Source organism: Sphingobium lactosutens (assembly GCF_013393185.1).
Classification (GTDB): Bacteria; Pseudomonadota; Alphaproteobacteria; order Sphingomonadales; family Sphingomonadaceae; genus Sphingobium; species Sphingobium lactosutens_A.
The window spans coordinates 1-12445 of sequence record NZ_QJQX01000082.1 but is presented as its reverse complement, the minus strand read 5'-3'; the positions used below and the strand labels follow the sequence as shown (position 1 = coordinate 12445).

14 protein-coding genes and 1 pseudogene are annotated in these 12445 nt (G+C 63.4%); 11 read left to right on the top strand and 4 right to left on the bottom strand.

The features are described from left to right. Positions 1 to 90: 90 nt before the first annotated feature. Positions 91 to 1467 (bottom strand): DEAD/DEAH box helicase, encoded by a 1377-nt coding sequence (locus DM806_RS23865; RefSeq protein WP_179045649.1) that lies wholly within the window; start codon positions 1465 to 1467, stop codon positions 91 to 93. 279 nt (positions 1468 to 1746) lie between these two features. Then, a complete protein-coding gene (locus DM806_RS23860; protein WP_179045648.1) occupies positions 1747 to 2217 on the bottom strand; it encodes a pyridoxamine 5'-phosphate oxidase family protein in 471 nt (156 codons plus the stop codon). Between the two features lie 93 nt (positions 2218 to 2310). On the opposite strand from DM806_RS23860, the gene DM806_RS23855 reads away from it, so the two are divergent. The 11 genes from DM806_RS23855 (at position 2311) to DM806_RS23805 (ending at position 11585) form a co-directional block, all read left to right on the top strand. Then, positions 2311 to 2886 (top strand): NifU family protein, encoded by a 576-nt coding sequence (locus DM806_RS23855; protein ID WP_179045732.1) that lies wholly within the window; start codon positions 2311 to 2313, stop codon positions 2884 to 2886. A gap of 99 nt (positions 2887 to 2985) precedes the next feature. Next, complete coding sequence (gene tsaB, locus DM806_RS23850; protein ID WP_179045647.1) at positions 2986 to 3612, top strand: tRNA (adenosine(37)-N6)-threonylcarbamoyltransferase complex dimerization subunit type 1 TsaB; 627 nt, start codon at positions 2986 to 2988, stop codon at positions 3610 to 3612. Beyond that, positions 3609 to 4088, top strand: a complete 480-nt coding sequence (locus tag DM806_RS23845; protein WP_179045646.1) for a GNAT family N-acetyltransferase — start codon at positions 3609 to 3611, stop codon at positions 4086 to 4088. Before tsaB ends, DM806_RS23845 begins: the two co-directional genes overlap by 4 nt. Before the next feature lie 112 nt (positions 4089 to 4200). Further along, entirely contained in the window at positions 4201 to 4623 is a 423-nt protein-coding gene (locus DM806_RS23840) for a MucR family transcriptional regulator (RefSeq protein WP_179045645.1), read from the top strand. A gap of 121 nt (positions 4624 to 4744) precedes the next feature. Then, a complete protein-coding gene (locus tag DM806_RS23835) occupies positions 4745 to 5167 on the top strand; it encodes a Fur family transcriptional regulator (protein WP_017184208.1) in 423 nt (140 codons plus the stop codon). 73 nt (positions 5168 to 5240) lie between these two features. Next, complete coding sequence (locus tag DM806_RS23830) at positions 5241 to 6035, top strand: lysophospholipid acyltransferase family protein (protein WP_256869465.1); 795 nt, start codon at positions 5241 to 5243, stop codon at positions 6033 to 6035. A 9-nt stretch (positions 6036 to 6044) separates the two neighbouring features. Further along, positions 6045 to 7409, top strand: a complete 1365-nt coding sequence (gene miaB, locus DM806_RS23825; RefSeq protein WP_179045644.1) for a tRNA (N6-isopentenyl adenosine(37)-C2)-methylthiotransferase MiaB — start codon at positions 6045 to 6047, stop codon at positions 7407 to 7409. A 101-nt stretch (positions 7410 to 7510) separates the two neighbouring features. Continuing rightward, positions 7511 to 8515, top strand: coding sequence for a PhoH family protein (locus tag DM806_RS23820; protein WP_179045643.1), 1005 nt, complete (start codon positions 7511 to 7513; stop codon positions 8513 to 8515). 20 nt (positions 8516 to 8535) lie between these two features. Beyond that, positions 8536 to 9048 (top strand): rRNA maturation RNase YbeY, encoded by a 513-nt coding sequence (gene ybeY, locus DM806_RS23815; protein ID WP_179045642.1) that lies wholly within the window; start codon positions 8536 to 8538, stop codon positions 9046 to 9048. 8 nt (positions 9049 to 9056) lie between these two features. After that, positions 9057 to 9992 carry a hemolysin family protein gene (locus DM806_RS23810; protein WP_179045641.1) on the top strand — a complete coding sequence of 312 codons (936 nt, stop codon included), beginning with the start codon at positions 9057 to 9059 and terminating at the stop codon, positions 9990 to 9992. 105 nt (positions 9993 to 10097) lie between these two features. Continuing rightward, positions 10098 to 11585: a DUF2142 domain-containing protein gene (locus DM806_RS23805; RefSeq protein WP_179045730.1), complete on the top strand. Its 1488-nt coding sequence runs from the start codon at positions 10098 to 10100 to the stop codon at positions 11583 to 11585. Here DM806_RS23805 and DM806_RS23800 read toward each other — a convergent pair. Then, on the bottom strand, positions 11559 to 12200 hold the full coding sequence (locus DM806_RS23800; protein ID WP_179045729.1) for a phosphatase PAP2 family protein: 642 nt from the start codon (positions 12198 to 12200) through the stop codon (positions 11559 to 11561). The genes DM806_RS23805 and DM806_RS23800 overlap by 27 nt on opposite strands. Next, positions 12178 to 12445 (bottom strand): annotated as a pseudogene (locus tag DM806_RS23795) (dihydrolipoyl dehydrogenase); the annotation flags it as partial. The pseudogene DM806_RS23795 and the gene DM806_RS23800, both read right to left, overlap by 23 nt.

The window sequence follows — 12445 nt, the reverse complement described above, 5'->3', positions numbered from 1 at the left end:
ATGGGACGGCGATCGGACAAGCCGCCCCATTTCCCGTCCACCCCGTGCCGACCGGGAAATCACTCCCCGATCGACCCGGAATATTGAGGGTCAGCGCGGCGCGCCGGTGCGCTGGACCGCACCCTTATGTGCGCCCACACTGCCGCGACGACGGCGACGCGCCGGCTTGGCCGCCCCATCCCCTTCACCACGATGCGCCTTATCGGGCGCGCCGCGCTGCGCCTTCTGCTGGTCCTGATAGCGGCGCTGCCCTTCGGCGCGCTTGGTCTGCTGCGCCGGAGTCTGTTTCGGCCCCTTGCGCGGCGCGGCAGGCTTGGGAAGGCTACGCACTGCCTCCAGGAAATTCTCGGGCAGCGGCTCGATTTCCAGCTTTACGCGCGTCGCCTTCTCAATGGCCTTGAGATAGGGCCGCTCGTCGTCCGCCACGAAGCTGATCGCCACGCCTTCAGCGCCCGCGCGCGCCGTGCGGCCGATGCGGTGGACATATTGTTCGGGCACGTTCGGAATTTCGAAATTGATGACATGGCTGACACCCGACACGTCGATGCCGCGCGCAGCGATATCGGTCGCGACCAGCAGCTTCACCTTGCCCTGGCGGAACGCCTGCAGCGCCGTGGTGCGCTGGCCCTGGCTCTTGTTGCCGTGGATGGCGAAAGCGTCGATGCCAGCCCCTTCCAAGAAACGCACGACACGGTCGGCGCCATGCTTGGTGCGGGTGAAGATCAGCGCGCGGTCGATATCCTCATTCTTGAGGACGATGTGGAGCAGCGCCTGCTTTTCCGCCTGATTGACGAAGGTCGCCTGCTGGCGGACGCGCTCGGCCGTGGTCGATTGCGGCGCGACGCTGACCTTGACCGGATCGTTCAGGAACTGGCCGGCCAGCGCCTCGATCTCCTTGGGCATGGTGGCCGAGAAGAAGAGGTTCTGGCGATCGCGCGGCAGCAGCTTGGCGACGCGCCGCAGCGGATGGATGAAGCCCATGTCCATCATCTGGTCGGCTTCGTCGAGAACGAAGATTTCCGTGTCCTTGATGGTGAAGGCGCGCTGGTCGATCAGGTCGAGCAGGCGGCCCGGCGTGGCGACGACGATGTCAACACCATGCGACAGGGCGCGAATCTGCTTGTTGATCGGCACGCCACCGAACACGGTTTCAACCGACAGCTTCAGGAAGCGGCCATAGTCGCGGAAGCTCTGCGCGATCTGCGCGGCGAGCTCGCGCGTCGGCGACAGCACCAGCATGCGGCAGCCCTTGATCGGCGTCTGCTTGGGGTTGCGGGCGAAATAGTCGAGGCTGGGCAGCGCGAAGGCCGCGGTCTTGCCCGTACCCGTCTGGGCGATGCCGCACAGATCCTTGCCTTCGAGCAGGACCGGAATCGCCTTCTGTTGGATCGGGGTGGGATTGGCATATTTCTTGGCGGCAAGCGCCTTTAGGATCGGCTCTGACAAGCCAAGGTCGGTAAATTCCATGGGTAAACTCACAAGTCGGCCATGCGCCGACTTCGCTGCGGACACAGCAAGGGCGCGAGGCGGGTTACGAAACGACCCGCGTGAAAAGGGAAGCCTCAAGCTTGGCGCAGACTGTCATTGGCCGGTCCGCCAATCCTTCGGGGATAAGGGACGATCACGCTGCCAATCGCTGGGGACCACAGGGGTCATCTGCTGCGCTGCGGCGCATATGGAGGAAGCGCAGTCAAATAGCAAGCGGCCCAGACCAACGCCGGAGGCCGCCTGCCGGACATGAACGGATCAGAGGGCGACTTGGGCATGCTTGCCCTTCATCTCCCCTTGCACGTCGCCGCCGAACATCATCTTGAACACGCCCGTGATCGACAGGTCCGCGCGCCAGATCTCGGCGGTCCCCAGATCGAAGCGCAGCATCAACAGACTCGGGTCGTTCCGACCGCCCGGATACCAGGCTTCGACTTCCTTCGACCAGTAGCGATCGATCACCGCCGCGTCGCTTTCGGGCACCAGCGTGCCTTCGATGCAGGCGAAGAGATAATGGTCCTTCGCCGCGAATTGCGCCATGGCGGGGCCGCCCGACGCCAGACGGTTATCCTTCGACGTATAGAACCAGAAGCAATGATTGGCCTTGGGATCGAGCTGCGCCGTCATCGGCAGGCTATGCTCCGTGCTATTGCGCAACCCCACCATCAGAAAGGGGCTGCTGGACAGATCGGTCCAGAAACGGTCGCGAATATCGGCTTCGTTGGTCATATCCTGTCTCCTTGGCTTTTCCTTCAATTGCCGGGGTGGAGCGAAGTTCCCGAAACGCTTGATCTTGGCCGCGCCAATCGCCACATGAGCGCCATGCTGATCGAGACCGAACTGACGCCCAATCCGGCGACCATCAAATTTCTCCCCGGCCGCGAGGTCATGGGGACGGGAACGCGCGATTTCGCCACGCCCGAGGAAGCCGAAGCCTCGCCGCTCGCCGACGCCCTGTTCGGCCTCGGCGATGTCACCGGCGTTTTCTTCGGCAGCGACTTCATATCCGTGACGATCGCGCCTGGTTCGGAATGGTCGGACGTGAAGCCCGACGTGCTGGCGACCCTGCTGGAACATTTCTCGGCCAACATGCCCCTCTTTGCGCCGGGGACCGCCGCCGGCATCACCGTCCCGGCCGACGAGGAAGACTTTGCCGACGATCCGGAGGATGCCGAGATTATCGAGCAGATCCGTGACCTGATCGACACCCGCGTCCGTCCAGCCGTGGCCAATGACGGCGGCGACATCATCTATCGCGGTTTCGACAAAGGCACCGTCTATCTCAAGATGCAGGGCGCCTGCTCCGGCTGCCCCTCCTCGACCGCGACGCTCAAGAACGGCATCGAGCAGTTGCTTAAACATTATGTCCCTGAAGTGACCGAAGTGCGCGCCGTCTGATCATAAGGCGATTTGGTCATAAGGCGATTTGGCAAATCCTGCCGGATCGATTAACCGCTAGGCGAATCCCCGCTTCGGGTCCGCTTTAGGGAGTCATTTTTGCGCCTGCTGGTGATCGACACTGCGACACAGGCCCTGTCCGTGGCGCTGTTGGAAGACGGCGCGCCGATCGGCCGGTTTCATGAGATTGTCGGGCGCGGCCATGCCGAAGCGCTGCTGCCCGCCATCGCCGCCCTGCCGGAAGGCGGGCGCGCCGATGCGATCGCGGTCGATGTCGGCCCCGGAAGCTTTACCGGCGTCCGCATCGGCGTGGCCGCCGCGCGCGCGCTGGCGCTCGCCTGGAATATCCCGCTTCACGGCTATAGCGCCCCTTCGATGATCGCGGCCCGCGCCGGACAGGCGCATGACGAAGTCCCGCTGATCGTGACCATCACGGGCGGGCATGGCGAACTGTTCTGGCAAAGCTTCGAAAAGGGCGGCCTGATCTCCACCAGCGATATCGCATCGACGCCGATCACCCTGTTGGCCGAACGGATCGACGCAGCCACCATATTTGGGACCGGCGCCGAAGCGCTCGTCACCGCACGCGGCGCCGGTGCGGCGATCAGCCTGTATCCCGATGCGAGCGACTACCCCCTGATCGCCGACCTCCCCCCCCTGCCGCCGATCCCGATCTACGGCCGTGGCGCGGATGCCAAGACCATGGCGGAGCGCGCCGCGCCATGATCCCCGGCCTTGCCCTCGACATTTACGAAGAAGCGGATCGCAACGCGATGTCCGACGCCATGGATGTCATGGTCGCGGCGTTCGACCCGGCCTTTGGCGAAGCCTGGACGCTGCCGCAACTGGCCGGCGTGATGATGATGCCGGGCACCTGGCTGACGATCGCCCATGTCGATGCCACGCCGTTTGGCTTTGCGCTGGTCCGGTCCGTGCTGGACGAATGTGAATTGCTGCTGCTTGCGGTGGCTCCGCTGTGGCGCGGGCGCGGTGTCGGCGAGACATTGTTGCGCGATAGTCTTGTTACCGCACGCCGTAAGGGCATCATATCGATGAACCTTGAAGTACGCGCGACCAACAACGCTGTTCGTCTATATGAGAAAACCGGGTTCGAATATGTTCATCGGCGTCCCGGTTATTATCGCGGTAATGACGGTCAACTATATGACGCGCTAAGTTTTCGCCTGGATATGCGAATGTGACAGATTCAGGCCTTGCGAAATGAAACAGCAAGGTTTAGCGAGGCCAGACCGCTCCTGAAATAATGTCCTTGGGCGGGTCGCAAAACAATATAGCCTTGTAGGAAACAGGAAAATGGAAACCGAATCGGCTCAGAGCGAACTGCTCATTACTTTGACGTCGGACATTGTCGCCGCGCATGTGTCCAACAACAGCGTGGCTGTTTCGGACGTTTCTTCGCTGATCCAGAATGTTCATGCCGCCCTGTCGGCGCTGAATCAGCCGGTCGTCGCTCCGGAAGTGAAGCCGGAGCCCGCCGTTTCGGTCCGCTCCTCGATCAAGCCCGACTACATCATCTGCCTGGAAGACGGCAAGAAGCTGAAGATGCTGAAGCGTCACCTGATGACCCATTATCAGATGACGCCGGAAGATTATCGCGCCAAGTGGGGCCTGCCGGCCGACTATCCGATGGTCGCCCCCAACTATGCCGAACAGCGCCGCAGCCTGGCGAAGAAAATCGGCCTTGGCACGAAGCGTCGCCGCACCCGCGGCAAATAATCGCCGCGCTTGTTTCAAGCCTTCCACGGAAGGGGCGCGTCGCCGACGCGCCCCTTTCCTGTTTGGATAAAAGTCGCTAGGCTTTGTCCGACTTTTCGCAAAAGCAATCAAGCGAGCCTGCATGAACCGCAAAATTGACGTAGAAGCCCTCTGTCATGAAAAGGGGCTGCGCATCACCGAACAGCGCCGCGTCATCGCCCAGGTGCTGAGCGACGCCACCGACCATCCCGATGTCGAGGAACTGCACAAGCGGTCTGCCGCCATCGACCCCGGCATCTCGATCGCGACGGTATATCGCACCGTGCGTTTGTTCGAGGAAGCCGGCATCCTGGAACGCCATGACTTCGGCGACGGCCGCGCCCGTTACGAAGCCGCGCCGGAATCGCATCACGACCATCTGATCGACGTCGAAACCGGCAACGTCATTGAATTCGTGGACCCCGAACTGGAACAGCTCCAGAAACAGATCGCCGAGAAACTGGGTTTCCGCCTGGTCGACCATCGCATGGAATTGTACGGCGTCGCGCTCGACCGCAAGAACTGATCCATCTTGGCTGGAGCATTGCGCGCAAAAGTGGGTACCGGTTTTGCGCAGTAAGCGATGCGAAAACAAAAAATTGGAGCGCGCGACCTGCGTTGGATTCGACGCAGCGCGTTCTAGCGTCCGTCGCCTGCTGCGGCTTGCGGCACTGGCCGGCAGCCTGCTGCTCTGCCTCATTCCGCATCTGATCTGGCGCCTGTTTCGCCGCACCTCCCCCTGGCCACCCCGCTTCCTGGCGCTGGCGGCCCGGTCGGTGGGCGCGAAGGTGCGGATCGAGGGACAGCCGCATCACGGCGACCTGTTCATCCTCGCCAATCATGTGAGCTGGATCGACATATTGGCGCTGGGCGGCGCGACAGGCGCTGCCTTCGTATCGCATGACGGCGTCGCCCGTTGGCCGGTGATTGGCTGGCTCGCTGCCCAGAATAATACACTGTTCGTATCCCGCGAACGGCGCGGCGCGCTTTCCGGGCAGTTGGACGCCCTGCGTGGCGCCCTGCTCGGCCATCAGCCGGTCGCCCTCTTCCCGGAAGGCACGACCAGCGACGGTACCAGCCTCCTGCCCTTCAAGCCCTCACTTCTGGCCGTGCTGCTGCCGCCGCCCCGCACGGTGATGATCCAGCCCGTGCATATCGACTATGGCGCTGAAACGGCTGTCATTGCCTGGCATGGCGACGAACCGGCCGGCGCCAATGCAAAGCGCATCCTTGGCCGGAAGGGCCCCTTGCCGGTCACGATCCGTTTTCTGGAGCCGTTCGATCCGGCAACCTGCGCCGACCGCAAGGCGATCGCCGCCCTGGCGCAGGATCGGATAGGCCGAAGCATCGTCGCCCATCAGCACCCTTCCTCTCCGACGATCCGCCCTGTATAGCTGGACCACATGAATCGTAACGACGCCCCCCAGACTCCCACGAAGACATCTCCAGCGACTTTCCACGTCAAATCCTTCGGCTGCCAGATGAACGTCTATGATGGCGAACGCATGGCCGAGATGCTGGGTACGCAGGGCATGACTGCCGCCGCGGATGGGACGGACGCCGATCTCGTCATCCTCAACACCTGTCACATCCGCGAAAAGGCGGTGGACAAGGTCTATTCCGACATTGGCCGCCTGACCCGCGAGGACGGCACGCGCCCGATGATCGCCGTCGCCGGCTGCGTCGCGCAGGCCGAGGGCAGCGAAATCCAGCGCCGCGCCCGCAATGTCGACATCGTCGTCGGCCCGCAGGCCTATCACCGCCTGCCCGACCTGATCGACAAGGTCGGGCGCGGCGAAGAGGCCGTCGATACCGACATGCCGCTGGCATCGAAGTTCGGCGCCCTGCCCGCCCGTACCAAGCAGGCGCGACCGACCGCTTTCCTGACCATTATGGAAGGCTGCGACAAATTCTGCACCTATTGTGTGGTGCCCTACACGCGCGGCGCGGAAATCAGCCGTAGTTGGAGCGCGATCCTCGATGAGGCCAGAGCGTTGGTCGACGGCGGCGTGCGCGAGATCACCCTGCTCGGCCAGAACGTCAACGCCTGGACCGGCGAGGATGACAAGGGCCGCGCGCAAGGCATGGACGGCCTCGCCCGCGAACTGGCGAAGATCTCGGACCTGAAGCGCATCCGCTACACAACCAGCCATCCCAACGACATGAGCGACGGCCTGATCGCCGCCCATGGCGATGAGCCGAAGCTGATGCCCTTCCTCCATTTGCCGGTGCAGTCTGGCAACAACCGCATCCTCAAGGCCATGAACCGCAGCCATAGCGCCGAAAGCTATCTGCGGATCATCAAGCGCGTGCGCGAAGCGCGGCCGGATATCGCCCTGTCAGGCGACTTCATCGTCGGCTTCCCCGGCGAGACGGACGCCGAGTTCGAGGATACGCTGAAGATCGTCGAGCAGGTGCGCTACGCCCAATGCTACAGCTTCAAATATAGCCCACGCCCCGGCACCCCGGCCGCCGACATGGATCACCAGATCCCGGCCGAAGTGATGGACGACCGGCTCGCCCGGCTCCAGGCTTTGATCAATCGCCATCAGGTGGAATTCAACAGCGCCACTGTGGGCCGCACCACCGACATTCTCCTTGAGCGCAAGGGCCGCTATCCCGGCCAGCTCATCGGCAAGTCGCCCTGGCTCCAGTCCGTCGTAGTCACCGCACCGGAACTCAGCATCGGCGATATGGTCGAAGTCGATATCATCAGCGCCGGCCCGAACAGCCTGGCCGGCGAACTCAGCAGGAGGAAGGCCGCTTGAACCAAAGCCTCGTCAATCCCGCAATCTCGGGAACCCAAATCCCCCTAACCCGGCAACGAACCGGTCGATCGAGGGGAATGACGAGCAAGGGAGGCTGCTGAATGTCCAAGAAACCCAACCAGAGCCACCGCGCCGAAACCGCCGAGCGCGCCCGGCTCGAAGTCACGTTCGACCGGCCGCACCTGCTGGGCGCTTTGTTCGGCCAATATGACCGCAATCTGGTCGCGATCGAGAACCGTCTTGGCGTCTATATCGCCGCGCGCGGTAACAAGCTTCAGATCGAGGGCGAGGCCGAAGCCGCCGCCCGTGCGCGCGATGTCATGACCGGCCTCTATAATCGTATCGTCGCCGGGCAGGAAATAGACGCCGGCGCTGTCGAGGCGGTGATCGCCATGTCGTCCGAACCGACGCTGGACGGCATCATCCGCACCGACGTCGCCGAACCGCCCAAGGTGATGATCCGCACGCGCAAGAAGACCATCGTGCCGCGCTCCGCGACGCAAGTCACCTATATGGAAGCGCTCAATCGCAACGACATCATCTTCGCGCTTGGCCCGGCAGGCACGGGCAAGACCTATCTCGCCGTCGCCCAGGCGGTGAGCCAGCTCATCACCGGCAGCGTCGATCGCCTGATCCTCTCGCGTCCCGCCGTGGAAGCGGGTGAAAAGCTCGGCTTCCTGCCCGGCGACATGAAGGAGAAGGTTGATCCCTATCTCCGCCCGATCTACGACGCGCTGCACGACACGCTCCCGGCAGAGCAGGTCGAACGGCGCATTGCATCGGGTGAGATCGAAATCGCCCCGCTCGCCTTCATGCGCGGCCGAACACTCGCCAATGCCTTCATCGTGCTGGACGAGGCGCAGAACACCACAATCGCCCAAATGAAGATGTTCCTGACCCGCTTCGGCGAAGGCAGCCGCATGGTCATTTGTGGCGATCCCAAGCAGGTCGACCTGCCGCAACCCGGCATATCGGGCCTTGCCGATGCGGTCGCCCGGCTCGATGGTGTGGAAGGCATCGCCATGGTGCCCTTCGGAATCAGCGACGTCGTCCGTCATCCGGTCGTCGGCCGCATCGTTCAGGCCTATGAGGGGCCGGATGCCTGATATCACGGAAAGAATGTCGAATGATTGAAGTCGCCGTCCTCCATGAAGAAGGCTGGCCCGGCATCGACTGGGAATTGCTTGCCCAGCGTGCCGTCAGCACCGCCATCGCGCACAGCCCCTATGCCGCCTTCGCGACGGATCAGGCGCTGTACGAAGTGGCGGTCAAGCTGACATCAGACGATGAAGTCCATAGTCTCAACCGCGCCTATCGGGACAAGGACAAGCCGACCAACGTGCTGTCCTTCCCGATGGTGCAGGACGACCTGCTCCAGGCCACGGCCAATACCGACGATGGCGAAATCCTGCTCGGCGATATCGTGCTGGCGGAGGGCGTCTGTGCCGCGGAGGCCGCGGAAAAGGGCATATCGGTCGCCGACCATGCCACGCATCTGATCGTCCACGGTACTTTTCATTTGCTTGGATATGATCATATGGAAGACAATGAGGCCGAAGCGATGGAAGCGCTGGAGATTGCAGCGCTCCTCAGCATGGGCCTTTCCGATCCCTATGGGGATCGAATAACAGGGGATTGATTGACATTATGGCTGAAGGCAGCCCGAAGGACAGCACCTCTTCGAAAGAAGCGGACAGTAGCAACGAGGGCGGCTTATGGAGCGGCATCAAGTCGCTCCTGTTCGGCGAGGGTGAGGAAACCAGCCTCCGCAAGGAACTGGAAGAAGCCCTCGACGAATATGACGAGGATGAGAAGGACGAGAATCCGCCTGCCAAGGGCGACCTGTCGGCGATCGAACGCCAGATGGTTCGCAATCTCCTCCATTTCTCCGAACATACGGTCGATGACGTAGCGGTTCCCCGCTCCGACATCATCGCGATCGAGGAAAAGGCAAGCTTCGCCGATCTGGCGGCGCTTTTCGCCGAGGCCGGTCATAGCCGTATCCCGGTCTATCGCGAAAATCTCGACACCATCGTCGGCATGATCCACATCCGCGACGCGTTCGCGATCCTTGCTGGCAAGGCGCCGGTCCCCGAAACGCTGGAACCGCTGATCCGTCAGCCGCTCTACGTGCCTGAAAGCATGGGCGCGCTCGACCTACTCGCCGAAATGCGCGCCAAGCGCACCCATCTCGCCATCGTGCTGGACGAATATTCGGGCACCGAAGGCCTGCTGACCTTCGAGGATCTGGTCGAGGAAATCGTCGGCGAGGTCGAGGATGAGCATGACGACACGCCCGAGGCGATGCTCGTCCCGCTCGACGGCGGCCTCTGGGAAGCGGACGCCCGCGCCGAACTGGAAGACGTGGCCGAGGAAATCGACCCGAAGCTGGGCGAGGTCGAGGAAGATGTCGACACACTCGGCGGCCTCGCCTTCATCCTGGCGGGCCGCGTGCCGGAACCGGGCGAAATATTGGAGCATGAGGAAAGCGGCTGGAAGCTGGAGATCGTCGCCAGCGACGGTCGCCGCGTCACCCGTCTGCGCCTCCATCCACCGGCCGAACGGGAAGTGGTCGAGGAATGAGTGCCTACGCGGCAATTATTCGATACCGACGCGAAATATTAAGCCTCGCCTGCCAGGATCGCCTTTTGAATGACGCGATGCTCCGTGGGGAGCTACAGGCAGGCGATGCGAAACGAACGACGATCGATGCAGCGACATGGCGGCGCGGACATGCTGTTCGCCGCCCCATGGACCAGCATCGAGAAACTGCTTCTCGCCGCCATCTGCGCCGCGACGCTCTTCTTTACCATCGTCACGCCCCCCTTTCAGGCGCCTGACGAGAACCAGCATTATATGAAGGCCCTGTCACTGGCGCAGGGCCATCTGCTGACCGAGCAGCGCGGCGAGGCAATCGGTGCGCTATTGCCGCGCGCTGCGCTCGACATCCACGCCGTCGATTTCCCGACCGACCTGCCGCCCGAACTTCGCCGCTTCGACCGAAGGCAATTGGCCGACAGCGCCGCCGCCGACGCCGGTCGTGACGGAACCGCCTTCGCCGATTTCCCCAATGTCGCCAGCTATGCGCCAAGCCTCTACGCCCCCGGAGCCGCCGGATTGGCGCTGGGCCGCGCGCTGGATCGGCCCTGGATCGACGCCTTCTATGTCGGCCGGCTGGTCAACATGCTGACCGGCCTCGCCCTGCTGATTGCCGCGCTGCGCCTTTTACCCTTCGGTCGCAACGCCATGTTGGCGACGGCGCTGCTGCCGACCTTCGCCTATCAGACCGGCTCGCTCTCGCCCGATGCCGTTATCAACGGCCTCGGCTTCCTCGGCCTCGCATTGGCGTTGCGCATCGGTTTCATGGGGGCTGCTCCAGCAAGATCGGCCGGCCTCCTCATCACCGCCCCTCTGCTGGCGCTCTGCAAGGGCGTCTATCTGCCGCTGATGGCCGCCGGCCTGCGCTGGCAGCAGCATCGCCGCGACATCCGGCCGGGCCTGATCCTTGGCGCAATGGCGCTCGGCGCGATCGCCTTTGTCGGATGGATGCACTATTCCGGTGGCAGTCAGGCGCTCTATCATATCCAGTCGCGCAAGACCGGCGAGACGATGATGACCGCGCCGCTCGGCGAGCAACTCGGCATCATCCTGCACGATCCCGTCGCCTATATCCGCATCCTCGTCACCAGCGTCACGGAGCGCGCGCCCGTCTATGCGCTGCAGATCGTCGGCCGCTTCGGCTGGAACGCCATCCTGCTCCCGCTGCTGGCTTATCCGCTGGCGGCGTTGATGCTGGTGGCGGGCGTGGCAAGCGGATCGGGCGCGCGCTTCGGTCTTGCCCAGCGCCTCTGGTGGCTCACCGTCGCGGCCGGCGTCGCGCTGCTCATAGAAACCGCCATGTATCTGACCGGCACGCCGCTTGGCGCCGACTATATTCAGGGAACGCAGGGCCGCTATTTCCTGCCTGTACTACCGCTGGTCCTGCTCGCTCTGTCACCCGATCGCGCGATAAGAGGCGCACCACGCCTGCTCGCGATCACCGCCCTCCCGCTGCTGCTGCTCGCCGCGGCGACGGCGTTCGACAGTTTCTGGGTCCATGGTTTCATCACCAGCGACGGCATGCCGCCGCACAGCAGCATCGGCCGCGCGTTATTTCTGCCCTCGCCGCGCTGGTAGCCACACGCCACACAGGGCAAGCCAGCCCAGCCCCTCGATCCAGCCAGCCGTCACATCGCTCGGCCAATGCACGCCCAGCCACACCCGGCTGACGCCGATCAGCGCGATCATGGCCGACGCCGCCCAGTAGCCCGAACGCCGCCCCGCCAGCATCGCCAGCGCGCCGAAGAAGATCATGTTCCCCGCCGAATGACCGCTGGGGAAACTGTAAGTGTGAACCACATCCAGATGCGGGAGCAAGTCGGGCCGGGGCGCAGCGAATATCTGCTTGAGCGCAAGGTTGAGCAACGTCCCGCCGATCACGACCAGCAGCAGCCAGAGCGCCGACCGTCGAAGCCCTGCCCAGAGCAAAGGCCCCGCCACCAGCAGAACGAGAACAATCCTGCCCGCCGTTCCGCCGATCGCCGACGCCAGGCGCATCACGATCGTAATGCTATGCCCAACCGCCGCATCCCGCGCCGCGCCTGCCCGCTCCATCAGCCCGACATTCAAGCCATCGAGCCACCCCGCCCGCTGCATCAGCGCGATAGCCAATACGCAAAAAAGCGCGAGAGCCAAAGCCCCCGCGCCCTTTGTCAGCGATAGTCGCCGATCAGATATGGAGCGCACGCCCATAGGCGGCGAGCACGCTTTCATGCATCGATTCCGAAATGGTCGGATGCGGGAAGACGGTGTGCATCAGTTCCGCCTCGGTCGTCTCCAGCGTCTTGCCGATGGTGTAGCCCTGGATCATTTCCGTGACTTCCGCGCCGATCATGTGCGCGCCCAGCAGTTCGCCGGTCTTGGCGTCGAACACCGTCTTGGTGAAGCCTTCCGCCTCGCCCAGCGCGATCGCCTTGCCATTGCCGATGAAGGGGAAC

Bases quoted from the DNA above. Each gene is read 5' to 3' on its own strand.
- DM806_RS23855 (WP_179045732.1), top strand. From the start codon at position 2,311: ATGCTGATCGAGACCGAACTGACGCCCAATCCGGCGACCATCAAATTT.
- DM806_RS23835 (WP_017184208.1), top strand. From the start codon at position 4,745: ATGAACCGCAAAATTGACGTAGAAGCCCTCTGTCATGAAAAGGGGCTG.
- DM806_RS23810 (WP_179045641.1), top strand. From the start codon at position 9,057: ATGGCTGAAGGCAGCCCGAAGGACAGCACCTCTTCGAAAGAAGCGGAC.
- DM806_RS23860 (WP_179045648.1), bottom strand. From the start codon at position 2,217: ATGACCAACGAAGCCGATATTCGCGACCGTTTCTGGACCGATCTGTCC.
- miaB (WP_179045644.1), top strand. From the start codon at position 6,045: ATGAATCGTAACGACGCCCCCCAGACTCCCACGAAGACATCTCCAGCG.
- DM806_RS23800 (WP_179045729.1), bottom strand. From the start codon at position 12,200: ATGGGCGTGCGCTCCATATCTGATCGGCGACTATCGCTGACAAAGGGC.
- ybeY (WP_179045642.1), top strand. From the start codon at position 8,536: ATGATTGAAGTCGCCGTCCTCCATGAAGAAGGCTGGCCCGGCATCGAC.
- DM806_RS23865 (WP_179045649.1), bottom strand. From the start codon at position 1,467: ATGGAATTTACCGACCTTGGCTTGTCAGAGCCGATCCTAAAGGCGCTT.
- DM806_RS23845 (WP_179045646.1), top strand. From the start codon at position 3,609: ATGATCCCCGGCCTTGCCCTCGACATTTACGAAGAAGCGGATCGCAAC.
- DM806_RS23805 (WP_179045730.1), top strand. From the start codon at position 10,098: ATGCGAAACGAACGACGATCGATGCAGCGACATGGCGGCGCGGACATG.
- DM806_RS23840 (WP_179045645.1), top strand. From the start codon at position 4,201: ATGGAAACCGAATCGGCTCAGAGCGAACTGCTCATTACTTTGACGTCG.
- DM806_RS23820 (WP_179045643.1), top strand. From the start codon at position 7,511: ATGTCCAAGAAACCCAACCAGAGCCACCGCGCCGAAACCGCCGAGCGC.